Raw genomic sequence first — 25,964 nt, forward strand, 5'->3', positions numbered from 1 at the left:
GCCTTTTGGTAGGCTTTTTTGTTTTACAAATTCCAGTTGAGTAATCATTATCTTTTTTGTATTTTAAGAACTTCTTATTCGGGTATACCGTATAAGATAATTATATACCTAATATAACTGCTTACTTACTTTTAACCCACCTGATGTTAATGTATAAACATTTAATATGTTTTATAATAATGCTTTCTGTTTTGACTGGCTTTGCCCAAAATCCAAGCTTAAAGTTTGAGCATTTCGGCAAAAAGGAAGGGTTATCTCAAATAAATGTAGCTTGTATCATTCAGGATAGCAAGGGCTTTATATGGGTAGGTACCCGCGACGGATTAAACCGGTATGACGGCTATAACTTTACCTACTACAAGCATGACCCTCAGGATGCAACATCGCTTAGCAGTAGTATGGTGACAGATATTGCCGAGGATAAAGAAGGCAATATTTGGGTAGCAACTATCATTGGCCTCAATAAGCTTGAACGCAGTAAGGGGCGGTTCATCCAATATTTTCATGATGATAAAAATCCAAACAGCCTGTCAGATAATGTACTGAGTAAAATAATTTTTGATGACAAGGGGAACCTATGGATATCGGGTCAGGATGGGCTCGACTACCTGAACCCTAAAACAAATACCTTTACCCATTACAGGCATAATGATAACGATCCTAACAGTATTAGCAGTAATAGCATTAGCTATGTGTATCAGGATACCAAGCATAATATATGGGTAGGAACTACCGGCGGGGGCTTAAACTTGCTTGATAAAAAGACCCGTACATTCAAACAATTCAAATTTGACCCTAAAGATCCTAAAAGTATCTCAGGTAATAACATCAGCTGTATTTTTGAGGATAAACAGCACCGCATGTGGATTGGCACACAAAACGGGCTCAATTTATTAGATGTTAATAAAGGCACATTCACCAACTTTAAGCACAATAAAAATGCGGCGAACACCATAGCGGGCAGTACTATTTATAGCCTTGGTATGGATGATAACGGCAACCTGTGGATAGGTAGCGAAAACGGCGGCTTAAACATTTTAAACCCCGAAACAGGTAATTTTTATACATACCTGCATGATGATGTTGACAAAAATAGCATCACCGGCAATTCTATTTACAGTATTTTAAAAGATTACCATGGCAATATGTGGCTGGGGGCTTTTAGCGGTGGCATTAGTTTGTTTAAAAGGAGTACCGAAAGTTTTACTCACTATAGGCACACTTCATTAAGTAATAGCCTTTCTAATGATTTTGTGCTGTCGGTTTATGAGGATAGTGACAAGAATGTGTGGGTAGGCACAGACGGTGGTGGCGTTAATGAATTTAATTACAAGAGGGGTGATGTTACCCACTACACACGGCAAGTGGGCAAAAACAGCATTACGGGTAATTACGTGCTTACCATTAACCGGGATAAAGAAGGCAACTTTTGGTTTGGTACCTGGGGCGATGGGTTAAGCATTTATAACCCCAGTACAAAAGTGTTCACTAATTTTAAAAATGACCCGGCGAACCCAAACAGCTTAAGCGGCAACAACATTTACGCGCTTACGCATTCAAAAGATGGTACCGCGTGGATAGGTACCTACAATGATGGTTTAAATCATTACGATAGAAAAACAAATAAGTTTACAACCTATAGGCACAACGAAAATGACCCTAAAAGCATAAGCAGCGACAGGGTTTACGCCTTGCTGGAAGATAGTAAAGGAAATTTATGGATAGGCACATTTGATGGCGGCATAAACCTGCTTGACAAGAAAACCAATACATTTATCCATTTTCGGCATAATAATCATAAAAACAGCCTGAGTAATGATAATGTGCCCGATATTTATGAGGATAAAAAAGGTAACATTTGGATAAGCACCTTTACGGGCCTCAACCTGTTTAACCCGGTTACCAAACATTTTACCGTTTATACCAAAAAAGATGGTTTGCCCAGCGATATTATTTATGCCGCGCGTGAAGATGATGACGGTAAAATATGGGTAAGCAGTAACAGTGGCCTGTCATCATTTGACCCGGTTAAAAAGGTGTTTAAAAACTATACTGTTGAGGATGGCCTGCAAGAAGATGAGTTTAAATCGCACTCGGCATTTAAGGGCAACTCGGGCAAGTTGTATTTTGGCGGTGTAAACGGCTTTAATGCATTTTCGCCGGGGCAGATCTTGAAACCACAGGGCTTTTCGCCATTGGCAATAACCGCTTTGCAGATATTCAATAAAACAATATCCCCTGCAAAAGATTCCAGTGACCCATCACCGTTAAAGGAAGATATTTCTGATGCTAAAAGTATCACATTGAATTATAAGCAAACGGTTGTTTCGCTGGAATTTGCTGTGCTTGATTATACACTGGCAGATAAAAAGAAATATGCCTACATTCTGGAAGGCTTTGATAAGGAATGGAACTACATTGGTTCCAGGCATTCGGCAACTTATACCAATTTACCGGCGGGTACCTATGTGTTCAGGGTAAAATATCAAAACTCGGCCGGGCTTTGGTCGCCGGTAACCAGCGGGTTACAAATTATTATCAAGCCGCCTTTTTGGTTAACATGGTGGTTTAGATTAGCCGCTTTGGTGTTTATTATAGTATGTGTATATTTTATATTCAAGGTTCGTGTAAAATCAATAAAAGCACAAAAAAGCATATTAGAGAGACAGGTAGAAGACCGCACCCTGCGCCTTGCCGAAATGACCAAAGATGAGCGCATGCTGCGCAAAGATGCTGAAAAGGCCCGTGAAGATGCCGAAAAAGCCCGCGAAGATGCCGAGAAAGCCAATAAGGCCAAAAGCATATTCCTGGCTACAATGAGCCACGAGATCCGTACCCCCATGAACGGTGTAATGGGTATGGCCACCTTGTTAGCCAGTACACCGCTAAATGATGAGCAAAAAGAGTATACCGAAACCATAAAAAGCTGCGGCGATACATTGCTGAACGTAATTAACGATATATTGGATTTTTCCAAAATAGAATCGGGCAATATGGAGTTAGAAGAACAGGATTTTAACCTGCGCGATTGCATTGAAACCGTTTTGGATGTTTTTGCAGAGCGGGCTGCCCGCTCAAACCTCGATCTGGTTTACCAGGTAGAGCATAATGTACCTGCACAGATCATTGCCGATGCCTTTAGGTTAAAGCAAATACTAATTAACCTTGTTGGCAATGCAGTTAAGTTTACCAGCAAGGGCGAGATATTTATTTGTGTAAAGCTAAAAAGCAACAGCAATAAAGTTTTTGAACTATTGTTTGAAATACGCGACACCGGCATTGGCATACCGCCAAATAAGTTAAACAGGTTGTTTAAAGCATTTTCTCAGGTAGATTCAAGCACCACGCGTAAATATGGCGGCACGGGCCTTGGTTTGGCCATCAGCGAAAAACTGGTTAACTTAATGGGTGGCGAAATATCCGTAAAAAGCGATATTGGCAAGGGTACCACGTTTTCGTTTACCATAACTGCTAAACAGGGTGTAAAAGCACAGCGCAACTATGTACACCTTAACCTGGCCGAAATTATAGATAAACGCATACTTGTTGTTGATGATAATTTAACCAACCGCGAGATCCTCGAAGAGCAACTGAAGCAGTGGAACTTTATCCCGGTTATGGCTGCCTCAGGCCCCGAAGCTTTAAATTTATTAGCAGCCCCCGAGCCGATCCATCTGGTGATATCAGATATGAACATGCCCGAAATGGATGGCGTGCAACTGGCGAGAGAAATACGCGCAAAATACCCCGAACTGCCTATAATCCTGCTTACTTCAATGGGTAACGAGCAGAGCAAAAAGAATTCGCATTTGTTTAATATAGCCCTAACCAAGCCTACTAAGCACCAGATATTGTATAAGCACGTTATTGAGCAGCTTAAACTAAATATTGATGTTAAAGATGAGCCACAGGTAGTTAAAACACCGTTCTCTGAAGATTTTGCCCTGCATCACCCAATAAATATCCTCATTGCCGAAGACAATGCCATTAACCAAAAACTGGCAAAATATATCCTGAACAAAATGGGTTACAAGCCCGATATTGTAGGCAACGGGCACGAAGCATTAAATGCGTTGATAACTAAAAAGTATGATATGATACTGATGGATGTGCAGATGCCTGAGATGGACGGATTGGAAGCCACCCGTTTTATTCGCCAGAATATGGACCACCAGCCTGCTATAATAGCCATGACCGCCAATGTAATGACTGAAGACAAGGACGCCTGCTTTGCCGCCGGTATGAACGGTTACTTAAGCAAACCGTTAAAACTGCAGGAAATTATGGATACACTGGTAGAATGGGAACCAAAGAAGACCATACTTTAGGCCATTGCAGACAAATAATTTCGATAACTTTACAGCATAAAAATTTAATTTATCATGTTATCCCACAGAAAGCTAAACCGCTGTTTTAGATTAATGTTGTTATTTGTTCTGGCCTTTATCACACAGCAAACTCAGGCAGCCGCTAACAGAAACTACTATCAGATAAAAATATATCACCTTAAAAATAAAGCACAGGAGCAGCTGGTAGATGGTTATTTAAAAGACTTTTATTTGCCTAAGCTGCATAAAATGGGCATAAAAGATGTGGGCGTATTTAAAACACTTGAAAACGATACAACAGACAGACGTATTTACCTCTTTATTCATTTTGAAAAGTGGAAGAAGATGGAATATTTTGATGAAAATGTTAGCCATGATGTAGCAAAAACAGGCAGGGAATATGTTGATGCCAATTATAAAACCCCTCCGTATTCGCGCATGGAAACCATTATTCTTAACGCGTTTATTACAAGGCCTGTGTACGCGTTGCCAAAGTTAACCGGTAACAGGGCAAATCGCATTTACGAGTTGCGCAGTTATGAAAGCCCTACAGAACAATATCACCGTAACAAGGTAAGCATGTTTAACAGTGGCGAAACTGATCTTTTTGACAGGCTTGGTTTTAATTCAGTATTTTATGGCAGCGTTATTGCCGGCAGCCGTATGCCCAACTTAATGTACATGACCACTTTTAACAGCAAAGAGGACAGGGACAAGCATTGGGAAGCATTTTCAGCTGATACACAATGGAAAACCTTATCGGGAATGCCCGAGTATCAAAACAATGTGTCAAAAGCCGATATTATATTTTTGTACCCTGCCGAATATTCAGATTTTTAAAAGAATAGCCAATGAAGCCGGATAAGCGCGACTTTGATGCAGTAATAGTAGGTTCAGGCCCTAATGGCCTTGCGGCGGCTATATTGATGCAGCAAAATGGCTTATCTGTTTTATTAATAGAAGGTAAAAGAGTAATAGGTGGTGGCCTCCGATCCGCGGAATTAACCCTGCCTGGCTTTACACATGATATTTGTTCGGCCATACACCCGTTAGCGGCCGCTTCGCCATTTTTTAAGACCCTGCCACTGGCAGATCACGGGCTTACATACATTTATCCGGAACTGGCCGCGGCGCATCCACTGGATAATGGTACAGCCGCTATACTCACACACAGTGTTAATGATACCGCGAAATTATTGGGCGACGACGGGCCGGTATACAAAAGCTTAATGCGATCCATAATTAAAAACTGGCGTTTAATTGATGCCGATGTATTAGGCCCGCTGCATTTTCCTAAACACCCGTTAGCCTTGGCAACATTTGGATTGAATGCTTTATTACCGGCAACAACCCTGGCAAAACGCTTTAAAACTGATAAAGGCAAAGCATTAATTGGCGGGATGGCTGCACACGCTATGCAACCAATTACCAATGTGGCTACCTCTGCAATAGCCCTGGTAATGATGGCTGCCGGGCACCTGGGCGACTGGCCAATACCAAAGGGCGGTTCAAACCGGATAGCGAATGCGCTGGCATCTTATTTTACATCAATAGGCGGTAAAATTGAAACAAACACTTACATTAAAACCTTAGACCAGTTACCATCGGCACATGCGGTATTATTTGATATATCGCCCAAACAATTACTGCAGATAGCAGGGCACAAATTCTCATCTATTTACAAATGGCAGCTGGAACGCTACAGGTACGGCATGGGTGTTTATAAAATTGACTGGGCGCTTGATAGTGCTATCCCTTTTAAAGCTGATGCCTGTAAGCTGGCAGGCACCGTACATATTGGCAATACGCTAAATGAGATCCGCGATGCTGAACAGCAAACCTGGGACGGCCATCACCCCGAAAAACCTTTTGTATTACTGGCACAGCAAAGTGTTTTTGACCATACCCGCGCGCCCAGAGGTAAACATACCGGATGGGCTTATTGCCATGTTCCCGGCGGCTCAACAAAAAACATGACAGACAATATTGAGAAGCAGGTAGAGCGTTTTGCCCCCGGGTTTAGGGATACCATACTGGCCAGGCACACAATGGATACCGTTGCCATGGAAGAATACAACCCCAACTACATTGGCGGAGACATTAACGGTGGTGTGATAGATATAGGGCAGTTATTCACCCGCCCTGCTTTGCGTTATTCGCCTTATAAAACGTCTGCTAAAGGCCTGTATATATGTTCGGCATCAACACCTCCGGGTGGGGGTGTACATGGCATGTGCGGTTATTATGCCGCTAAAAGGGCATTAAAAGATATATTTGACATTTCAGTCCCTGCTTTAACCTCATACCAAAACACCTAAACAATATCTATGAAATTGAGAAGCTTATTATTGATCGTACCGCTCACAATAGTTCACCTGCATGGCGTCGCGCAGCAAAAAAACACCTTTAAACCGCAAAAGGCGCTGCTTACTACAATTCAAAAAAACCTTGCCGATGCTGATGCCCAGTATAAAGTAATGGCCGGTTTGCTTAAGCCAGATCAGTTCCCAAAGGCTTTTCATCCAAAAGATGGTAAAATGGAAACCAGTAATTCGGGCTGGTGGTGCAGTGGTTTTTATCCGGGCACGCTGCTTGAGCTTTATGAGCAAACACATGATAAAACCTTGCTGACCGAAGCCGACAGGATACTGGCGGCATTAGCTAAAGAACAGTTCAATACCCATACACATGATTTGGGTTTTATGATGTATTGCAGCTTTGGCAATGCAAACAGGCTTAACCCTAATCCCGAATACAAGCAGATCTTGTTGAACAGCGCGAAATCATTATCAACCCGCTTTAACCCTGTAACCGGTACAATTAAATCATGGGATTCAAAACCAACCGACTACCTGGTGATAATTGATAATATGATGAACCTTGAACTGTTGTTTTGGGCCACCAAAGTAACCGGCGACTCCAGTTATTATAAAATAGCGGTAACACATGCCAACAATACTATTAAAAACCATTACCGCCCTGATTACAGCTCTTACCATGTTGTTAATTACGATGCAAATACCGGTGCGGTTAAGCAAAAGAAAACCGCGCAGGGCTACGCCAATGAATCTGCATGGGCAAGAGGGCAGGCTTGGGGATTGTATGGCTTCACCCTGATGTATCGCGAAACAAAAGACAAAAAGTACCTTGACCAGGCTAACAATATTGCCAAATTCATACTGAATAATCCTAACCTGCCTGCAGACAAGATCCCTTATTGGGACTTTAACGCGCCAAACATCCCGGGTGCATTACGTGATGCTTCGGCAGGGTCAATAATGGCCTCGGCCTTACTGGAACTATGCCGGTATACAGACAAAGCCGACGGGCAAAACTATTTTAACACCGCGCAAACTATTATCAAATCGCTGTCGTCGCCAACGTATAAATCAGCGCCCGGTACTAATGGTGGTTTTTTGCTGCAGCATAGCGTGGGGCATTTCCCGGCAGGTACCGAGATAGATGTACCGCTTACTTATGCCGATTATTATTTTGTTGAGGCAATGACACGCTATAAAGCATTCGCAGCAAAATAGGTTTGTATGCTGATAAATGTTTATGGTTTTAAAATAACAAACCAACCGCACACTATATGAGCAAAGGACGTTTAGAGGCTTTTAGCGATGGGGTAATTGCCATTATTATAACTATAATGGTGCTGGAGCTAAAAGTGCCGCATGATGCCAGTTTAGAGGCATTAAAGCATTTGATCCCCGTGTTTATAAGCTATATACTTAGTTTTATTTATGTGGGCATTTACTGGAATAACCATCACCACATGCTGCATGCGGCCAGGTCTGTTAACGGGGCTGTACTATGGGCTAATCTCCATTTACTTTTTTGGCTCTCGTTAATACCGTTTGTAACCGCATGGATGGGTGAGAACCACTTTGCCAAATGGCCGGTAATATGCTATGGTGTTGTACTTGCCATGAACGGAGCTGCCTACACTATACTGGCCAAAATACTTATTAACCTGCATGGAGAAAATTCTATGCTTGCACAGGCTTTTGGTAATGATAGTAAAGGCAAATTATCTGTTGGGGCATACATGGCAGCCATTGCCCTGTCCTTTATACAACCATGGCTGGGCTTTGCATTATATGTTGTAGTAGCCTGCGTATGGTTTATACCAGACCGCCGCATTGAAAACAAAATAAACAAGGAAGAACCTCATAGCTAAGAATACATACAATCACATGGAAATAGCGATTTCTAATAAGCAGCAATTAGGGTTTTTAAATTTAATTGTCTTTGTACTTTCTGTATATGTGTTATTAGCCTTGCTGGTAGATACTATTGTGAAGTTGCCGCCAGAAACATCTGTGTTATTAATGTACATAGATAACGTCATATGTGTGTTTTTTTTCGTTGAGTTTTTTGTGCGATTTTATCGGGCAGAGAACAAATTGAGATTTATGCGCTGGGGGTGGATCGATTTAATATCAAGCATACCTGCTGTAAGCTTTTTAAGAGCCGGAAGAATTTTGCGATTGATCCGATTACTTCGACTTATAAGAGCGTTCCGATCTACTCAACAATTTCTAAGCTACGTATTTAAAAATAAAGCCCAGGGTGCTTTAACATCGGTATCCATACTTGCAGTATTGTTGATCATTTTTTCTTCCATTGCTATTTTACAAGTAGAGAAAGATCCAAACAGCAATATCAAATCTGCAGAAGATGCAATTTGGTGGTCCTATGTGACAATCACCACTGTAGGTTATGGCGATAAATTTCCCGTAACAACGGAAGGACGAATTATTGCAGCAATTTTGATGACGGCAGGAGTGGGCTTGTTTGGAACTTTTACAGCTTTTGTAGCTTCTTGGTTTGTTGATGATAAATCAAAACCAACGCCATAAACTGATGTGGCCTTCACCGGCAATTACGGATGACCCAATACCATTTGCGGGTGGCCTCACCGGCAACTACTTATGTTAATTCCTTCATCAGCTTATCAAAAGCTTCTTTCAATTCGGCCAGTTCGGTTTCAACCTTGCTCAATCTTTCTTCCAGTTCAGATGATGATGTGCGGCGCGGCGAATCATCCTGAGAATCGTCTTCTACAATAGTGCCGCCTAACAGGTGGCGATAGCGTACTTCTTTTTGTCCGGGGCGTTTGGGTAGCTGCAATACATAGGGCATATCGCCGCCTGCCAGTTTTTCAAGCATGGCCTGCACCTCATCTAAATCGTCAAACTCATATAACCTGCCCGAGTTGGTATTGATCTCGCCCGGGGTTTGTGGTCCGCGTAGTATAAGCAGGCATATTACCGCTACTTCTGCAGGCACCACCGGGAAAACGATCCCAAAGTTGTGCTTATACTTCGTAGCGCGGCTTGAGCCACCGGTGGCAGTAGATATCAGCCCTTTTCTTTTTAATGTATCTAACGCCAGCATCACCGTGTTCTCATCATAATCAACCACAGGCTTGCGCGCAGTTTTTTGGTTACAGGCAGCAGTAAGTCCGTTAAGCGTCATGGGATAATAATCGGGCGTGGTTTTGCTTTTTTCCATCAATGAGCCCAGCACACGTAGTTCAGTATCGGTTAAAACAGGTAAAGTTTGCGGAGTATCCATGCACAAATATAAAGTTTGGTTTTTAACGTAAAGGTATTTTGTTAGTGTATTCCGTTGTTGATAATATGCAAAGCTGCCAAAGTACCAGTATTGCTTTATTAAGCGTAATTAAACTGATATATTTGCCTCAAATTAAAGCTGTCGACCTGTTGTAAAGCATAAATTATCAGCGACATATAACTATCAAAAAATGAACAGGTTTTTAATCAGCGCTATTATTGCATTAACGGTTTTAGCATCATGCAAAAAAACATCTTCCGTTAAATCAGATCCGGAGAAAGTTAAATTCAGTAATGTTTTAATATTAGGGAACAGCATCACCTATTCGCCGGCTAACCCTACAGTTGGCTGGGCCTGTAACTGCGGAATGGCGGCAAGCATGCCCGATTCCGACTATGTACATTTGCTTACACGGAATTTTAAAGAAAGTAATTCAAACAGTACCGTCGCAGTCAAAAATATTGCCGCTTTTGAACTGGAATTTACCACCTATGATTTTGATGCGGAATTAAAAGCACTGCGCGATGCCAAACCCGACCTGATCGTTATACGAATAGGGGAGAATGTACAGAAGGATAAGTTTGATGCCGCAACATTTGAAAAAAGATATGCCGCGCTGTTAACCTATTTAAAAACCGGCAATGAAAACGTTCAGATACTGGCCGTTGGCAGCTTTTGGGGAAATGGCCCGGTAGATGCTATTATGCTCAAACATTCGGCATTTATAGCCTTGCAACCTTTGGGGCTTAATATGAGTAACTATGCCTGGGGGTTATTTGCTGATCATGGTGTGCAATCGCACCCAGATGATAAGGGGATGCGAAATATCAGCAATGCGATCTGGGCAAAGGTTAAAACCATGTAAAACGAAACTATTTAGCCCAATAACATATGACGGTTAGTATTTTAGGTTGTGGCTGGTATGGCCTGGCTTTGGCAAAGGCCCTTGTTGCAAAAGGTATAAGTGTTAAAGGTTCTACCACATCGTCAGGTAAATTGGAAACGCTTTCAGCAGGAAATATCAAACCTTTTTTAATTGATCTTTCTGTAGATGATGCCTCTTACGATGCTGATTTTTTTACCTGCGATGTACTGGTTATTGCTATCCCGCCCAAAAGCAGGTCGGGCGGGGGAGCGGAGTATGTACCCAAACTGCAACGTGTTATTAATGCAATAAACCAAAATCAAATACAAAAAGTAATCCTTATCAGCTCGACCGGTGTTTATGCTGATTTGAACATGGAAGTAAATGAACTGACTGATCCGCAGCCGGATACCCTATCAGGTAAGATCTTGTATGGAGCCGAAGAACTTTTCAGACAGCAAACTGATTTCAAGCCCACCATTATTCGCTTTGGCGGATTAATAGGCCCCGGCCGGGAGCCGGGCAGGTTTTTCGCAGGCAAAAAGGACATCCCCAATGGTTTAGCACCTGTAAACCTGATAGAATTAAACGATTGTATAAGCATAACCGAGGCTGTATTAAATAAAGATGCTTTTGGATATACCTTTAATGCCTGTACACCACACCATCCACCAAAATTTGCATTCTATACCGGGGCAGCCACAAAAGCCGGATTAGAACGGCCCGCATTTGTTCTGGAATTAAAGGAATGGAAAATAATAAACAGTATTAATGTTGATGCGGTGCTGGGATATCAATACAAAATTGATAATTGGGATAGCTGGTTGGCCTGATAAATATTTGCAGTTGTCGAGCTCCGGTTTGAAAAAGAGTAATTGCAACCGCTCGGCTCCAGCCGAGTGGTAACTATCCCACGGCCTCTGGCCGACGAGACTGTTTATAACTGCGGCCGGAGGCCTTATAATAATTGTCACTCGGCTGGAGCCGAGCGACTGCGAAGGGACTGACCCCTGCTTTTCCACAGTCTACAGAATATTGAAAGGGTTCTTCTTAAAATAAGCAATTTTATGCTCAAACATTTCGGCCATTTTCCCGGCGCGCCATTTTGCTTCTATTGCTTTATCTCCGGCGAATAATTCATCAACGGTTTTGGTGAACAGTGCCATCCATGCGGCAAAGTGTTCATGATCAACAGGTAATTTAGCATGCGGGGGGAACGGACTGCCATTATAGGTATGTTCGCCTAATAGCACAGTTTGCCAGAAGCGGTACATCTTTTCGAGGTGAACAGGCCACTTGTCTTTTATCCGTTCGTTAAAAACAGGGCCAAGCAATTCATCAGCCTGGATCCTCTGGTAAAAAGTATCAACCAGGAGCTTAATATCCTCAAGCGAAATTATTTCGGGCAGTGTTTGCATGGTTAAGCAAAGGTAACAACAAATTTTTTATCATGCCGGGCTTGAACCAATGGGTAACTGCCACCCAACTGGAGCCCAGGGGTTGGATTTACGTCACAACTCCTTCCCCGGGGAAGGGTGCGGCTGCTAGTGAAGTGGCGGGTAGGGGTTATTTACGCCATAAACCCCTACCTGCACCCCAATGTCATTATTTAAGGAAAGGCAAAATACTCCGTTAGGAGTAAAAGCTTTGTAGGAAATATAAATAGCGCTTTTAGCGTGCCATAGGTACGCAACGCAAGGTTCCGTACCTATGGCACGGAGATAATTTCGATTTTAGTCTACAAAGCTTTAACCCCTCTGGGGTCGAGATCCCTTAAATAATGACATTGACCTGCACCCTCCCGTTGGGAGGGAATCGCACAGCCCGTCGCTTCTTTTTAATCTTTCCCCGCCTGATTTTTTAACAGAGAAATATTATAGCTTTTTTATCTCCACATTCCTGAACCATACATCAGCACCATGATCCTGCAGAGCAATACACCCTTTTTTAAATGTACCAAAGCCCGGCCATTCTTTAAATTTACTACCTGCCACCAGTTTGTTCCAGTTATCGTCCCACATGGTGGTTGATAGAACTTTTTGGTCATTAACCAAAATCTCCAGCTTGCCGTTGTTGGCAATTACTTCGGTTTTGTTCCACTCACCGGCTGGTTTTACTACTTCTTTTGATATAGATATAAGGTCATACAAATCACCCGCGCGATGTTTGATCAGTTTGCCGTCTTCATTCTCTTTGTTGTCGGCTACCTGCGTTTCGGGGCCGGTATTCCAGGCATATTTGTATTTGGTGGTATCCTCATGTACATAAAACATGATACCGCTGTTGCCCGCTCTTGATATTTTCCACTCCACTTTAAGGTCAAAGTTTTCGTATTCATCGTTGGTAACAATATCGCCGCCGCCAAGGGTTTGCCAGTCGGCTTTTTTAGAGGCATCCAGGTGTAGTACACTGTCTTTCAATTTCCAGGCTGCACCAACTTTCCCTTTACCGTATACATGCCAGTTGCTCATGGCAGAATCTTTTAGCAGGGATACAAACCCGCTTGCGGCGCTGTCTATTGCAACACTGGTTGAGTCTGCAGTACTTGTGCTTTTGGTTGATGAATTGCAGCTACTTATTGCTGCGGCGGCAAGGAGTATAAATGTTAGTTTTTTCATTATGTAGTTTATAGGTTTCCTTTTTTTATTTCGTTGACCGCGTAGGTTGCAGCACGGGCTGTTAAAGCCATATACAAAATGGACGGACTTTGATTCCCGGTGCTGGTCATGCAGGCACCATCGGTTACAAAAACATTTTTGCAGGCATGCAACTGGTTCCATTTGTTAAGCAGGGAAGTTTTTGGGTCTTTACCCATACGTACGCCACCCATTTCATGAATGTCAAGTCCGGGCGCTTGTTTGTTGTTGTATTTTTTGATGTTTTTTACACCGGCCTTTTCCAGCATTTCTGCGGTTTGGTTTAAGAAATCTTCGGTCATGCGATCCTCGTTTTCATGGTACTCAACAGATGTTATCAGTAACGGGATCCCCCACTGATCCTTTTCGGTTTTGCTGAGGCGTACATGGTTGCTTTCTACAGGAACGGTTTCGCCCTGCAGGTAGGCGAATACATGCCAGCCGCCCGGTTCAGATAAGCTGTCTTTATATTCGGCACCAATTTGTCCTTCGCCGGTTTCACCCGGATGCTGGTCGCGGTAGGCGTTCATAAAGGTGGTAAAGCCGCCAAAGTAATCTGTTTCTTTTTTATGCAGGTTACGGTAGTTTACTAATATCAGGTCGGTAGGGTTGCGGCCATAATAATATTTATCCAGAAAGCCATCCATAGTGCCTGAAACCGATGCCCGGTAGTTATGGAACGCGATGTATTTACCCAGTAAGCCACTATCATTACCCAACCCGTTAGGGAAACGCTTTGAGGTAGAATTGAGTAGGATAAGGTTGGTGTTCAACGCAGAAGCATTCATGAAAATGACCTTTGCAAAATAGTCGATGGTTTCCTTTGTATTGGCATCAATAACCCGCACACCGGTTGCTTTGCCCAATTTTTCATCATAAATAACAGAGTGTACCACCGAATGCGGCCTGATGGTTAAGTTGCCGGTTTTCTCTGCCCATGGCAAGGTTGAACTTACCGAACTGAAATATCCGCCAAAGGGGCAGCCCCGCATACACATATTACGTGCCTGGCATTTACCACGGCCCTGGTCAAGGTGAACCTGTTGTGGTTCGGTAAGGTGGGCCCAGCGGGCGTGCACCAGGTGCCTGTCGGTATAATTGTCTTTTAATGATTGCTTAATATGCTGCAGCGGTACGTTCATTTCAAACGGCGGCTGAAACTCACCATCGGGCATAGCTTCTAAACCATCCTTGCTGCCGCAGATGCCTATAAATTTCTCTACATGCGAGTACCACGGTGCAACATCGGCATAACCAATAGGCCAGCCAATGCCATAGCCAAAACGTTCGGGCGCGGTAAATTCAAACTCGCTCCAGCGCTGTGTGGCACGGCCCCATGTTAATGATTTACCACCAACCTGATAGCCCCGGATCCAGTCGAAGGGTTTTTCCTGTACATAAGGGTGGTCTGCATCTTTTATAAAAAAGTGGTCGCAATCATCGCCGAAACCCGCGGCTTTGGTAATCAGCGGGTTCTCTTTATAAAATGCTTCGCTCATACGGCCACGGTATTTAAAACCCCATGGTGGGGTAGTGGCTGTTGGGTAATCTTTTAAGTGTTTAACATCGCGGCCACGCTCAAGCACAAGAGTTTTTAATCCTTGTTCGCAAAGCTCTTTAGCCGCCCAGCCGCCGCTAATGCCCGAGCCAATAACTATAGCGTCAAAAGTACGTTCGGCAGCATTGCCCGAATTGGTATCTGGAGAATTTGTTGACATGAAAATTTACTAATTGGTATGATAAAGATGCAATTAATAATTTAGAAAAGTAAGCATGGAGATGTAAATGGCAGTGAAGACACCAGCCAGAGGGGAGAGGTTCATACCCCGCCCGTGTTCGGTGTCCTCACCGAACATCTGCTAAGCGATAAGAATGTAAATGGCTGGTGAGGACACCAGCCAGCGGGGGAGGTTCATACCCCGCCCGTGTTCGGTGTCCTCACCGAACATCTACTAAACGATAAGAATGTAAATGGCTGGTGAGGACACCAGCCAGCGGGGGAGGTTCATACCCCTGCCCGTGTTCGGTGTCCTCACCGAACATCTACTAAACGATAAGAATGTAAATGGCTGGTGAGGACACCAGCCAGAGGGGAGAGGTTCATATCCTGCCCGTGTTCGGTGTCCTCACCGAACATCTACTAAACGATAAGAATGTAAATGGCTGGTGAGGACACCAGCCAGAGGGGAGAGGTTCATATCCCGCCCATGTTCGGTGTCCTCACCGAACATCTGCTAAACGATAAGAATGTAAATGGCTGGTGAGGATATACCAGCCAGGAGGGAGAGGTTCATACCCCGCCCGTGTTCGGTGTCCTCACCGAACATCTTAGCTAAGCGATATTATTTATTAATTTAGAAAAGTAAGCATCCAGCACCCTAACATCCGGACTATCACCCGTTGTAATGTAGCAGTTTGATACGCTGTTTGCCATAATAAGTGACAACTCAGCGTCAAAGCCAATCAGGGTTGCCATGCAAAATCCGGCATTAAAATTATCGCCGGCACCTGTAGAAAATTTAGGATCTGCTATATAAACAGGCTCGTTCATATAAGTGCCGTTTGCATTCCATAAGGCCGAAATTTTTGAGCTATGAACAATTAATGTATCAATATTTAGTTTGGTAAAAAGTTTGTTACCTGCAGCTTGCAGATCGGCAGGAGGGGTGTTGTCAATAAACGTTTGGTAAAGAATGTTTGCCTCATTTCGGTTAAGGCTTAAGGTTATCTTGCCGTATTTGCCAAATTGTTCTATCAGCTTTATGGCCGATGTTATGGCCTCCGGTTTGCGCTTGGAGCAATCAGAAAGATCAAAAAAGAATTGCCGTTGGTTTGATTCACTGCCTGCAAAAACCTCGGTCAGCAGGCCTTCCCAAATATTGTTAGAATGGTCAAGCTCGCTCCAGTTAACCAGGCAAATGAGGTCGGCATCGCTAAAAACCTCTTTTAATTTTTCAAGCCCTATGGTGCTTTTAATGGTACCCCAATCAGAGTGGTTCAGATCTGTCATTTGGGCCAGCATTAGTTTGCCATCATTAAATTCCATAGCCGTTGTAAAACCCGGATTGGTATAGCTATACAAACTGCAATTTGGATGCATCTTCGAAAATACCGGCGCTATTGAAGGAACCCCAAACGCACCGACACAGTTAACCTTTGTGCCCATCTGTGCCATGGCATTGGCCATTATTGGCATGTTGCCGCCCAGTTTTTGTACCAGTTCCTCACTCTCTAAACTAAAACCGGATCCGCTTTTGGCCGCTATGTAATTGCCAAACTCTTTTATCGTGCTAAAAAATACCGGGCCGCTTACTTCGGTTTTAAAGTTAATGACCCGTACAATGGAATCTATAAAGCCATCAAACCCGGCGGCTACCTTTTTTGAAGCAAGCAGGGCAGGGGCATTTTGCAACTTATCCTGAATTTGTTTAAGCTTTTCTTTCATTATCAGGAAGCGTGTTCCAGTGCTGATGCGGCATCTTTATCTAACAATATAATTGCGTTAGGGATGGTTTGAAGGATAGATGCCGGTACTTCAGTTGTAACGCTGCCTTGTAAACCTTCGGCAATTATGGTGGCTTTTTTAGCACCTGATGCTATCAATACAGGTATTTTGGCTTCTGACAAATGCTTTAAACCGAGTGTAATGCCTTCTGTCAGTTTTGTTTCCTGCTGAAAATATTTTTGACCTACCTGTACGGTTATGGGGTCAAGTGCTGAACGGTGCGCGTAAAGATCAAAACTTGTTCCCGGTTCGTTAAGGCCAAGGTGGCCGTTCATGCCTATACCTACCATCATAACATCCAACCCGCCTTTTTCGCTGATGAAATTATTGATGCGTTCGCATTCACTTTCCAGATCATCTGATTTAGCATCGAACAAAATGATTCTTTCCGGGTCGATGCTCAGCTTGCTGAAAAAGTTGGTATGCAGATAATATTTGCAGCTGCCCACATCGTTCTGATCCATGCCCACCCATTCATCAAGGCCAACAAAAAAGCATTGGCTCAGGTCTATCCTGCCATCGTTCGCAGCATCAACCAAATTTTTTAACATCCCGGTAGGTGAATCGCCCGAAGGGAAACAAAGTACAGAATCGGGCTTTATAGCCAGTTGTTTAGCAACCAGTTCGGCTGCTGCTTTTGACATCTCGTCGTAGGTATTATATATTGATATTTTCATTAATCGTTTTGTTTAGGATTTAGCCACAGGTCAATTGGTTTGGCAACTTTGGCGGTATAAGGCAAGGCTACTTTTCTACCCAACCCTGCTGATGCATATGCAGCATAAATAATTTCCAGCACAGCGCGCCCGTCCTCGCCGGTTACCAGCGGGGTTTTATCTTCGCGTACACATTCAATAAAGTGTTTCAGTTCGTGCGGGTAGCCCTGATTAAAAGCTTCCTCAAAAATGGTAAAGCTCCAACCGGCAGAAGTATCGGCTTTTTCCATGGCATAACCATAACCCTCACGACTATAAGTTAAGGCCGAATTACCCATGAACAGATCGGCATAAACCACGCCGCCCGTACCGTAGATCTCACAACGGTCGTCCATCCCGCCATGTTTGGCCCAGCTGCTTTCGGCAACGCAGGTAACGCCGTTCTCAAATTCTACTATCACCACGGCATTATCTTCGCCCTTAGTACGGCCTTTATGCAAAACGGTGCTCATGGTAGCATACACATCCTTAACCTTTGCATGATTAAGCATCCAGCGGAACCAACCCAGCGCATGGCAGCCCATATCCATAATAACTCCGCCGCCGGCCAGCTCTATATCATAAAACCAATCGGTATGCGGGCCTGAATGTTTTTCGGCTTGTTTAAGCATGTACACATCGCCAACGGCACCTTCTTTTACCAGGTGGCGGGCACGCTCATATTTTGGGGCGAAGCAAAGTTCTTCGGCATACATAAGCTTTACGTTGTTTGCTTTACAAACGGCTATCATTTCGTCGGCCTCCTCCAAAGTTACGGCAAGCGGTTTTTCAATAATGATATGTTTTTTGGCATTGGCGGCTTTTATACAAACGGAAGCATGCAGGTAATTGGGCACGCAGATATCCACTACTTCGCAATCTGTTTCGGCCAATAACTGGTCAACATCATCAAAAAAACGCGGGATCTGATATTTTTCGGCAAAGATTTTTGCTTTGTCGATATTGCGGGCATAAATGGCCACAACCTCGGCTTCGGGTACAAAGCGATGGTACGATTCCAGGTGAATGTCTGATATATAACCGGCACCTATTATGGCAACTTTAGTTCTGTTCATATGGTATTAGATGTTCTGCTTCACATGCAGGTTAGCAAATTGACGGCAGTATTTTATTATAAGTTTAGTTGGCAGCTAAAAATACAATAATTGTCTGAACCAGAAAATAATTGTCTGAACCAGAATTTATAGAATTAAAGAATTTTCAGAATAAAATTGTAGAGACGCAATATTTTGCGTCTTTAACTAATACAATTACACATGCAAAAAGAGACGCAAAATGTTGCGTCTCTACATGGTGGGTTAATGCATCTCAACTATCACTCATTTCTGCCCAGCACTTCATCAATCATTCCAAATTCTTTGGCTTCGTGAGCTATCATCCAGTGGTCGCGGTCTGATACGGCGTGGACCTTTTCGTAGCTTTGGCCGCTGTGTTGGGCAATGATCTCGTAGAGCTCTTTTTTGATCTTGGAGACTTGTTTGGCAGCTATCTCAATATCTGACGCCTGCCCTTGCGCGCCGCCTGATGGCTGGTGCAGCATTACCCTTGAGTGTGGCAAGGCGGCACGCTTACCTTGTGTGCCGGCGCATAATATTACCGATGCCATTGATGCTGCCATGCCCGTACAGATGGTTGCTACATCGGGCGAGATGAACTGCATGGTATCATATATGCCAAAGCCTGCATAAACTGACCCACCCGGAGAGTTGATATAGATCTGTATATCCCGCTTGGCATCTGCCGATTGCAGGAATAGCAATTGCGCCTGTATGATGTTGGCTATCTGGTCATCAATCGCGGTTCCCATAAAAATGATGCGGTCCATCATCAGCCTTGAAAATACGTCCATTTGCGATATGTTAAGCTGCCGTTCTTCCATAATGTGAGGGGTCATGCTCATGGGCAGGGTAGTGGTATTTACCTGGCCGATAAATTTATCAAGGTGTAAAGAATTGACATGGCGATGCCTCACCGCATATTTGCGGAACTCATTTTTATCCATTTTCATAAAATTTTAAGTGTTAGCGTTTATAAAACAAGCGCAGTATTTTCTGCCGGAAAGTTTGATGCTCCGGCTGGGTAAACAATTGCTGGTGCACGTTTTCTATCATGGCCCGCAGGTTATTACGGCCATATTGGTTTACTATGCTTAAGGTTTGTTTATGCCACATTACCGTGTATTTTAGTTCGGGGTCGATGATCAGTTTGACCTCAAAAAGTAATGCATCCTGTGGTGCAGACTGATTAAGCAAATGATCGTCTACCTCTTTTATGTTATTCAGCGAAGTCCTCATAAGCCAATGCATTTTGTTTAACGGTTTCCCTTACTTTTTCCAGGCACTTGTATTTTTGTACAGTTACAGAGCGTTCACCCGCATATCCAAACAGCTCTGCAATATCTTTCATGGGCAGCTTGTGATAATAAAAAGCGCTTAGTATTTCCATGCACTTTTTGCCCGCGGTTTCCAGATAGTGTAATACCTTATTGGCAGATATTGCTATCTCCGGTTCATATTCTAAATCAAGATCATCTGTGAGTGGAAGGTTATTTTTATCATCCCTGAATTTTTTTAGCCAAAGATGTTTTGCTATACCCAGGAGGTAAGCTTTATCATCAACCTTTTGCAGTTCTAAATTGCCTGCTACAGCTTTTTCATAGTAGATAACCAGCGCATCCTGAAAAATGTCTTTGGCATCATCAAGTCCCCCGCCCATTTTACTTACGTATTTTGCCACGAGCGGGAAAGCGCTTTTGTAAAGCTTTATGATCAGCTTTTCTGTTTCGGCAGGTGCATTATTACAAACCATCATAATCCGCGTTTAATAGTAAGTGCAAAAATGAGAGGATATATCACCACTAAATTGCAAATAAATTTCATTTTTTTCTATCATGTCATTGAGGAGCATAGCGACGAAGCAATCTCGTCGCCAATGCATAATCGCTTAACATCCGACGAGATTGCCACGGCTCTCCAATGCTCATCCCACCCGCATGAGCCTCGCAATGACATGGTGGAGATATAAGGATTGAAGATTTATAGAAAATATGTCATTGCGAGCGATAGCGCGGCAATCCCGTAGCCAATGCATGACCGCTAAGCATGCGACGAGATTGCCGCGTCGCTGTGCTTCTCGCAATGACATGGTGGGAGGGGGATAATGCTTAGCCAACAAAAAAGGCTTGCCGAAGCAAGCCTTTTATAATCAGTTAATCTGATAAATCGTATAAATCCCGGTTTATTTTAACAGGTCTGCCTTAATAGCATCCAGGATCTTGAAAGATTCTGCCGTGGTTGGCGCTTCGCAATAAACACGCAGTACCGGCTCTGTACCTGACGGGCGGATCATTACCCAGGTTTCGTCTTCAAAGAAGAATTTGAAACCATCCAGGTCTTCGGTCCTAACAACTTTCAAAGTACCAAAGCTTTCAACGCCACCTTTGCAACGGCTAATGATAGCTTGTTTCTTCTCTTCGGTAACGTGCAGGTCATAACGTTCAACGGCAAATTTACCCACAACATCATAAATTTCATTTACAAGGTCGCGCAGGCTGCGGCCGCTTTTCGCCATAAATTCCCATATCATTAAACCAATCCAAACGCCATCGCGCTCAGGGATGTGGCCGTTTACGGCTATACCGCCAGATTCTTCACCGCCCACCATAAATGGTTTGCCGGAGTTAACAATCAGGTCGCAAATGTATTTAAAGCCAATTTTGGTAACGGTGTTGTTTAAGCCGTAAGCATCGCAAAGTTTTTGAATTTTGCTGGTACAAGAGAAGGTAGAGTATACCTCGCCTTTTTCGCCTTTAACCTTGTACATATAATGTATCAGCAGTAAAAGAATATGGTGCGAATCAACAAAATTGCCATCGCCGTCATATAAACCAATACGGTCGGCGTCACCATCAGTAACTAAGCCTGATGCAATTTCACCTTCAGATAGTTTAATCAGTTGCTCAAACTCCTGCAGGTTACGCTGGATAGGCTCGGGGGCCTGGCCGTCAAAGCTTGGGTTATAATCGCTGTGCAGGAAAGTAATATCAGGGAACAAGCGGCGCATAACGTTTTGGCCTGCACCGTACATAGCATCATAAGCCCATTGTAAGCCGCTATCGCGAATGGCGGGGATATCAAAGTTTGCCTCGGCATGCTCCACATACATATCCTCCAGGTTAATGTACTCCACCCAACCTTCGGTAACATAATCGGTAACGGTTTTTAGGTCAAGGCTAATGCTATCCGGGATCTGTGATTCTACTTTTTCAATATCATCAGGTGTAGCCGGGCCACCGTAAAAGGCTTTGATCTTGTAGCCATTATAAGCAGGCGGGTTGTGGCTGGCAGTAATAATAATACCTGCAGATGCACCTTTACGCACTGTACCCAATGATATCATTGGAGTAGATATAAATATATTTTCGGCACGGAAAACCTTAACACCCTGTGATGCGAGCACGGTTGTGGTAACATCGGCAAACATTGGGCCGGCAAAACGAGGGTCGCAGCCTACCACAGCAGATGGGTTTTCGAAGTTTTGTTTAAGCCACAATGCAGTTGCATAGGCTACACGTTTTACATTTTCAACAGTAAAGTCATCGGCAATGATTGCTCTCCAACCATCTGTTCCAAATTTAATTGTACTCATCTTAAATATAATGGTTTAAAATCCTATTTTTAGCGCCTTAAATATTGATACAAGAATATCAATCATTTATGGTAAAAGGAAAAAAATAATGAAAGTTTTAAAATTTGGCGGAACATCGGTCGGCAGTCCCGCCCGTATGCAAAAGCTGCTGGATATAATTAATCCTGCCGAGCGGCAGATAGTAGTACTATCGGCAGTGTCAGGCACAACAAATAGTTTGGTAGAAATTGGGCAGGCTTACCTTGCCGGAGATAAGGCAAAGGCAGCTAACCTCATCACTATTTTAAAAGACAAGTACGAGGTTTTTATAAAGGAGCTTTTACATAAGCCCGAGTATTTAGAACAGGGTAAAGAAGTGATAGATTATCATTTCAGGCTGTTAAGTACCCTGGCTAATGACCTTTTTACGTCAATAGAAGATAAAATTATTTTGGCGCAGGGCGAGTTATTGTCAACCACGCTGTATCATATTTATTTAAAAGAAATAGGTGTGCCATCGGTTTTATTGCCTGCATTGGAGTTTATGAAAACCGATGAGGATAGCGAGCCGGTAGTAGAATACATAACATCAGAACTTACACCGTTGCTGGATAAGCACCCTGATGTTAACCTGTTTATTACCCAGGGATTTATTTGCCGTAACGTTTTTGGCGAAATTGATAACCTGCGCCGTGGTGGCAGTGATTATACCGCGTCATTGATAGGGGCGGGTATCCGCAGTGAAGAAGTTCAGATATGGACAGACATTGACGGCATGCATAACAACGACCCCCGTATTGTTAAAGGAACCACACCAATAGCGCAACTATCATTTGATGAGGCTGCCGAGCTGGCTTACTTTGGGGCTAAGATCTTGCATCCGCAGAGTGTTTTTCCGGCACAAAAATATAAGATCCCCGTACGCCTGTTAAACACTATGGATCCGCAGGCTGCCGGAACGCTGATTACCAATACCAGTGAAAAGGATAAAATAAAATCTATAGCGGCTAAAGATGGTATTACCGCTATTAAGATCCAGAGCAGCCGCATGTTGCTGGCGCATGGTTTTTTACGCCGGGTATTTGAGGTGTTTGAGCGTTACCGTACATCAATAGATATGATAACCACATCAGAGGTAGCGGTATCTTTAACTATTGATGACACCACTTACCTGGGAGAGATAACAGCGGAACTGGGCGCATTTGGCTCGGTTGAGATTGATGTTAACCATACTATTATTTGTGTAGTTGGCGATTTTGGTGCCGAAAAACATGGCTACGCTGCCCGTGTTTTGGAAGCGGTTAAGCATATCCCCGTAAGGATGATATCATACGGCGGAAGTGATCATAACATGTCGTTACTGGTAAAAACCGAAGAAAAAACAGAGGTTTTAAGGAGTCTGCATAACAGGCTGTTTTAGGGGCCTCACCCAACCCTCTCCAAAGGAGAGGGCTTTATATAATAAATACACGTCATTGCGAGGAACGAAGCAATCCCCGATAGAAAAGTTTGCTACAAGTATGTAGAAGATTGCTTCGTGCCTCGTAATAACGCGATGGAAAATTTAAATAACATGTTCAACAACAATACTGTACAACGGTTTAAGGATATAGAAACCCCTTTCTATTATTACGATATGGATGCGTTGCGGCAAACACTTGATGCCTGCCGTGATGCATCAGCCAAATACAATTTTCATGTGCATTATGCCATGAAGGCAAACTTTAACCCTAAGGTTATTGATGCCATCCAATCTTACGGTTTTGGGGCCGATTGTGTGAGCGGCAACGAAGTGAAAGCTGCCATTGCGCACGGTTTTGATAAAAGTAAGGTGGTATTTGCGGGTGTTGGTAAATCTGATAAAGAGATAAATTTAGCGCTGGATGCTGATATCTTTTGCTTTAATGTAGAATCGGTACAGGAACTGGAAATTATTAATGACCTGGCAAAGGCCAAGGGTAAAACAGCCGGGATAGCTATCCGCATTAATCCCAATGTTGATGCGCATACCCACCATTATATTACCACAGGGCTTGATGAGAACAAGTTTGGTATTAATACCTGGCAGTTAAATGATGTGGTTGATATGCTGCGTAAGTGTGCTAACCTTAAATTCCTGGGCATCCATTTTCATATTGGCTCTCAAATAACAGATATGGAAGTATACCGCAGCCTGTGTATCCGTATAAACGAAATGCAGGATTGGTTTGAGAACCACGGCTTCGCCATAAAAATATTAAATACCGGCGGCGGGTTAGGGGTAGATTATCACAACCCGGATACCAATAGCATCCCCGATTTTGAAAGCTACTTTAATGTGTTTAAGAAATTCCTGAACGTAAAACCCGGGCAGGAGGTGCATTTTGAACTCGGCCGTGCATTGGTTGCACAATCAGCTTCGCTGATATCACGAGTGTTGTATGTAAAGAACGGACAAAAGAAAAACTTCCTGATATTGGATGCAGGCATGACGGAACTGATGAGGCCCATGCTTTACCAGGCCTATCATGAGATAGAGAATTTAAGCCGGGGCGAGAATCAAGAATTAAGAGACAGGAAACAAGAGACTTCTATCTCCCTCTCCATTGGAGAGGGCCGGGGTGAGGCTCTCAAATATGATGTTGTAGGCCCTATTTGTGAGAGCACGGATTGTTTTAGAAAAGATGTTGATCTGCCGCAATCATACCGTGGCGATTTGATCGCTATCCGTACTGCGGGCGCTTATGGCGAGGTAATGGCATCGGGCTATAACCTGCGCGACCTTGTACAAAGCGTATATTCAGAATAGGATATATTTACACCTGTTTTTTAAAGCCTTAAGCACTACTGCCTGAGGCTTTATTTTTTAAATGGCTTTACAAGTACTGATATCCTCCACTGATATTGGTATTGCGTTACATGCCCGCCACCGGGCTATTGCGGCTTAATACAAAGTAATTGAACCATCATTTTATGCTGTGGTTATTGTTGAGAAATTAGCTATTGTGTATAAATATGGATTATTATACCTACCTTGCGGCCTTTAATAAATAAAATAATGCAAAAAGAAGGAACAGTAAAATTTTTCAATGAAACAAAAGGTTTTGGATTTATTACACCAGCAGGTGGTGGCCAGGACGTATTTGTTCATTCAACAGGTCTAATCGATGAAATTCGTGAGAACGATAAAGTTGAGTTTGAAGTAGAAAACGGAAGAAAAGGCTTAAACGCAGTGAACGTAAAAGTTGTTAATTAATTATATATTAATAAACTAAGCTTACAAAAGCATCCACTAATTAGTGGATGCTTTTTTGCTTTTAGGCGGTTTTAGCCATTACCGCTCAGCCAAAACAACATTGAGCCAATTACCATTACAGCAGATTCATCGCCGGTTATAGTTGGTATCATTTTATAGCTGATTATGATTAACATTATGATCGCTATTCACTAAAAGGAGTCTATTTTACAATATTTAGTGTAGCCGTTCATATCCATTATAAAAGCTTAACAACCAAAACGAAGCCCTTTGTATAGTATACTGTGCTATATAATGCTTATCTTATTAACACCTTCATTCTCAAAAGGTAGCTATTAAACTATTTTTTAATTTCTTAAACACAGCGGTATGGTATTTGTTAACTATGTAACAAACATCTACTAAAAAGTAAAAAATTATGAAAGATCAAGCAAAAATTATAGCAGCACTTTTAGTGGGTGCTGCGGCAG

22 protein-coding genes are annotated in these 25,964 nt (G+C 43.1%); 11 read left to right on the plus strand and 11 right to left on the minus strand.

Annotation, left to right across the window (positions count from 1 at the left end; translation table 11 throughout):
- Positions 1-179 precede the first annotated feature (179 nt).
- From WC743_RS21990 to WC743_RS22015, 6 genes are all read left to right on the plus strand, one after another.
- On the plus strand, positions 180-4,328 hold the full coding sequence (locus WC743_RS21990; RefSeq protein WP_373015625.1) for a two-component regulator propeller domain-containing protein: 4,149 nt from the start codon (positions 180-182) through the stop codon (positions 4,326-4,328).
- A gap of 93 nt (positions 4,329-4,421) precedes the next feature.
- Positions 4,422-5,168 carry an NIPSNAP family protein gene (locus tag WC743_RS21995; RefSeq protein WP_373015627.1) on the plus strand — a complete coding sequence of 249 codons (747 nt, stop codon included), beginning with the start codon at positions 4,422-4,424 and terminating at the stop codon, positions 5,166-5,168.
- 11 nt (positions 5,169-5,179) lie between these two features.
- Complete coding sequence (locus WC743_RS22000; RefSeq protein ID WP_373015629.1) at positions 5,180-6,646, plus strand: phytoene desaturase family protein; 1,467 nt, start codon at positions 5,180-5,182, stop codon at positions 6,644-6,646.
- A gap of 9 nt (positions 6,647-6,655) precedes the next feature.
- Entirely contained in the window at positions 6,656-7,864 is a 1,209-nt protein-coding gene (locus tag WC743_RS22005; RefSeq protein WP_373015631.1) for a glycoside hydrolase family 88 protein, read from the plus strand.
- A 56-nt stretch (positions 7,865-7,920) separates the two neighbouring features.
- Complete coding sequence (locus WC743_RS22010; protein ID WP_373015633.1) at positions 7,921-8,511, plus strand: TMEM175 family protein; 591 nt, start codon at positions 7,921-7,923, stop codon at positions 8,509-8,511.
- A gap of 16 nt (positions 8,512-8,527) precedes the next feature.
- Positions 8,528-9,193 carry a potassium channel family protein gene (locus WC743_RS22015; protein WP_373015635.1) on the plus strand — a complete coding sequence of 222 codons (666 nt, stop codon included), beginning with the start codon at positions 8,528-8,530 and terminating at the stop codon, positions 9,191-9,193.
- Positions 9,194-9,263: 70 nt separating this feature from the next.
- On the opposite strand, the gene WC743_RS22020 is transcribed toward WC743_RS22015, so the two are convergent.
- Positions 9,264-9,911 carry a YceH family protein gene (locus WC743_RS22020; protein WP_373015637.1) on the minus strand — a complete coding sequence of 216 codons (648 nt, stop codon included), beginning with the start codon at positions 9,909-9,911 and terminating at the stop codon, positions 9,264-9,266.
- 190 nt (positions 9,912-10,101) lie between these two features.
- On the opposite strand from WC743_RS22020, the gene WC743_RS22025 reads away from it, so the two are divergent.
- Entirely contained in the window at positions 10,102-10,776 is a 675-nt protein-coding gene (locus tag WC743_RS22025; RefSeq protein ID WP_373015639.1) for an SGNH/GDSL hydrolase family protein, read from the plus strand.
- Positions 10,777-10,802: 26 nt separating this feature from the next.
- Positions 10,803-11,609, plus strand: coding sequence for an SDR family oxidoreductase (locus WC743_RS22030; RefSeq protein WP_373015641.1), 807 nt, complete (start codon positions 10,803-10,805; stop codon positions 11,607-11,609).
- Between the two features lie 192 nt (positions 11,610-11,801).
- Here WC743_RS22030 and WC743_RS22035 read toward each other — a convergent pair whose 3' ends face one another.
- The 10 genes from WC743_RS22035 to WC743_RS22080 all read right to left on the minus strand — a co-directional run bounded on the left by WC743_RS22035 (position 11,802) and on the right by WC743_RS22080 (position 22,280).
- Positions 11,802-12,194, minus strand: a complete 393-nt coding sequence (locus tag WC743_RS22035; RefSeq protein WP_373015643.1) for a group III truncated hemoglobin — start codon at positions 12,192-12,194, stop codon at positions 11,802-11,804.
- Between the two features lie 456 nt (positions 12,195-12,650).
- Positions 12,651-13,394 carry a DUF1080 domain-containing protein gene (locus WC743_RS22040; RefSeq protein WP_373015645.1) on the minus strand — a complete coding sequence of 248 codons (744 nt, stop codon included), beginning with the start codon at positions 13,392-13,394 and terminating at the stop codon, positions 12,651-12,653.
- 8 nt (positions 13,395-13,402) lie between these two features.
- Positions 13,403-15,130 (minus strand): GMC oxidoreductase, encoded by a 1,728-nt coding sequence (locus WC743_RS22045; protein ID WP_373015647.1) that lies wholly within the window; start codon positions 15,128-15,130, stop codon positions 13,403-13,405.
- A 614-nt stretch (positions 15,131-15,744) separates the two neighbouring features.
- Positions 15,745-16,857 (minus strand): PfkB family carbohydrate kinase, encoded by a 1,113-nt coding sequence (locus tag WC743_RS22050; protein WP_373015649.1) that lies wholly within the window; start codon positions 16,855-16,857, stop codon positions 15,745-15,747.
- A 2-nt stretch (positions 16,858-16,859) separates the two neighbouring features.
- The gene (locus WC743_RS22055) at positions 16,860-17,594 is read right to left on the minus strand and encodes a 6-phosphogluconolactonase (protein ID WP_373015651.1); all 735 of its coding nucleotides are present in this window, start codon (positions 17,592-17,594) and stop codon (positions 16,860-16,862) included.
- On the minus strand, positions 17,594-18,688 hold the full coding sequence (locus tag WC743_RS22060; protein WP_373015653.1) for a Gfo/Idh/MocA family protein: 1,095 nt from the start codon (positions 18,686-18,688) through the stop codon (positions 17,594-17,596). Before WC743_RS22060 ends, WC743_RS22055 begins: the two co-directional genes overlap by 1 nt.
- Before the next feature lie 260 nt (positions 18,689-18,948).
- A complete protein-coding gene (clpP, locus tag WC743_RS22065; RefSeq protein WP_373015655.1) occupies positions 18,949-19,641 on the minus strand; it encodes an ATP-dependent Clp endopeptidase proteolytic subunit ClpP in 693 nt (230 codons plus the stop codon).
- A 13-nt stretch (positions 19,642-19,654) separates the two neighbouring features.
- Positions 19,655-19,927 (minus strand): hypothetical protein, encoded by a 273-nt coding sequence (locus WC743_RS22070; protein WP_373015657.1) that lies wholly within the window; start codon positions 19,925-19,927, stop codon positions 19,655-19,657.
- Positions 19,908-20,444, minus strand: a complete 537-nt coding sequence (locus tag WC743_RS22075; protein ID WP_373015659.1) for an RNA polymerase sigma factor — start codon at positions 20,442-20,444, stop codon at positions 19,908-19,910. The genes WC743_RS22070 and WC743_RS22075 overlap by 20 nt, the downstream gene beginning before the upstream one ends.
- Before the next feature lie 426 nt (positions 20,445-20,870).
- Positions 20,871-22,280, minus strand: a complete 1,410-nt coding sequence (locus tag WC743_RS22080; RefSeq protein WP_373015661.1) for a phosphoglucomutase/phosphomannomutase family protein — start codon at positions 22,278-22,280, stop codon at positions 20,871-20,873.
- A gap of 88 nt (positions 22,281-22,368) precedes the next feature.
- Here WC743_RS22080 and WC743_RS22085 point away from each other — a divergent pair, with 88 nt between their 5' ends.
- The 3 genes from WC743_RS22085 to WC743_RS22095 all read left to right on the plus strand — a co-directional run bounded on the left by WC743_RS22085 (position 22,369) and on the right by WC743_RS22095 (position 25,494).
- Entirely contained in the window at positions 22,369-23,679 is a 1,311-nt protein-coding gene (locus tag WC743_RS22085) for an aspartate kinase (protein ID WP_373015663.1), read from the plus strand.
- 153 nt (positions 23,680-23,832) lie between these two features.
- A complete protein-coding gene (gene lysA, locus WC743_RS22090; RefSeq protein WP_373015667.1) occupies positions 23,833-25,047 on the plus strand; it encodes a diaminopimelate decarboxylase in 1,215 nt (404 codons plus the stop codon).
- 249 nt (positions 25,048-25,296) lie between these two features.
- Positions 25,297-25,494: a cold-shock protein gene (locus tag WC743_RS22095; RefSeq protein WP_373015665.1), complete on the plus strand. Its 198-nt coding sequence runs from the start codon at positions 25,297-25,299 to the stop codon at positions 25,492-25,494.
- The last annotated feature ends 470 nt before the right edge of the window (positions 25,495-25,964 follow it).

It is taken from the genome of Mucilaginibacter sp., assembly GCF_041660805.1.
Classification (GTDB): Bacteria; Bacteroidota; Bacteroidia; order Sphingobacteriales; family Sphingobacteriaceae; genus Mucilaginibacter.

Excerpts from the sequence above, each read along its gene's own strand:
- WC743_RS22045 (WP_373015647.1), bottom strand. The coding sequence starts at position 15,130 with ATGTCAACAAATTCTCCAGATACCAATTCGGGCAATGCTGCCGAACGT.
- WC743_RS22005 (WP_373015631.1), top strand. The coding sequence starts at position 6,656 with ATGAAATTGAGAAGCTTATTATTGATCGTACCGCTCACAATAGTTCAC.
- WC743_RS22040 (WP_373015645.1), bottom strand. The coding sequence starts at position 13,394 with ATGAAAAAACTAACATTTATACTCCTTGCCGCCGCAGCAATAAGTAGC.
- WC743_RS21990 (WP_373015625.1), top strand. The coding sequence starts at position 180 with ATGCTTTCTGTTTTGACTGGCTTTGCCCAAAATCCAAGCTTAAAGTTT.
- WC743_RS22060 (WP_373015653.1), bottom strand. The coding sequence starts at position 18,688 with ATGAACAGAACTAAAGTTGCCATAATAGGTGCCGGTTATATATCAGAC.
- WC743_RS21995 (WP_373015627.1), top strand. The coding sequence starts at position 4,422 with ATGTTGTTATTTGTTCTGGCCTTTATCACACAGCAAACTCAGGCAGCC.
- WC743_RS22000 (WP_373015629.1), top strand. The coding sequence starts at position 5,180 with ATGAAGCCGGATAAGCGCGACTTTGATGCAGTAATAGTAGGTTCAGGC.
- lysA (WP_373015667.1), top strand. The coding sequence starts at position 23,833 with ATGTTCAACAACAATACTGTACAACGGTTTAAGGATATAGAAACCCCT.
- WC743_RS22020 (WP_373015637.1), bottom strand. The coding sequence starts at position 9,911 with ATGGATACTCCGCAAACTTTACCTGTTTTAACCGATACTGAACTACGT.
- WC743_RS22095 (WP_373015665.1), top strand. The coding sequence starts at position 25,297 with ATGCAAAAAGAAGGAACAGTAAAATTTTTCAATGAAACAAAAGGTTTT.
- WC743_RS22075 (WP_373015659.1), bottom strand. The coding sequence starts at position 20,444 with ATGATGGTTTGTAATAATGCACCTGCCGAAACAGAAAAGCTGATCATA.
- WC743_RS22055 (WP_373015651.1), bottom strand. The coding sequence starts at position 17,594 with ATGAAAATATCAATATATAATACCTACGACGAGATGTCAAAAGCAGCA.
- WC743_RS22050 (WP_373015649.1), bottom strand. The coding sequence starts at position 16,857 with ATGAAAGAAAAGCTTAAACAAATTCAGGATAAGTTGCAAAATGCCCCT.
- WC743_RS22015 (WP_373015635.1), top strand. The coding sequence starts at position 8,528 with ATGGAAATAGCGATTTCTAATAAGCAGCAATTAGGGTTTTTAAATTTA.
- WC743_RS22030 (WP_373015641.1), top strand. The coding sequence starts at position 10,803 with ATGACGGTTAGTATTTTAGGTTGTGGCTGGTATGGCCTGGCTTTGGCA.
- WC743_RS22025 (WP_373015639.1), top strand. The coding sequence starts at position 10,102 with ATGAACAGGTTTTTAATCAGCGCTATTATTGCATTAACGGTTTTAGCA.
- WC743_RS22080 (WP_373015661.1), bottom strand. The coding sequence starts at position 22,280 with ATGAGTACAATTAAATTTGGAACAGATGGTTGGAGAGCAATCATTGCC.
- WC743_RS22085 (WP_373015663.1), top strand. The coding sequence starts at position 22,369 with ATGAAAGTTTTAAAATTTGGCGGAACATCGGTCGGCAGTCCCGCCCGT.
- WC743_RS22035 (WP_373015643.1), bottom strand. The coding sequence starts at position 12,194 with ATGCAAACACTGCCCGAAATAATTTCGCTTGAGGATATTAAGCTCCTG.
- WC743_RS22070 (WP_373015657.1), bottom strand. The coding sequence starts at position 19,927 with ATGAGGACTTCGCTGAATAACATAAAAGAGGTAGACGATCATTTGCTT.
- clpP (WP_373015655.1), bottom strand. The coding sequence starts at position 19,641 with ATGAAAATGGATAAAAATGAGTTCCGCAAATATGCGGTGAGGCATCGC.
- WC743_RS22010 (WP_373015633.1), top strand. The coding sequence starts at position 7,921 with ATGAGCAAAGGACGTTTAGAGGCTTTTAGCGATGGGGTAATTGCCATT.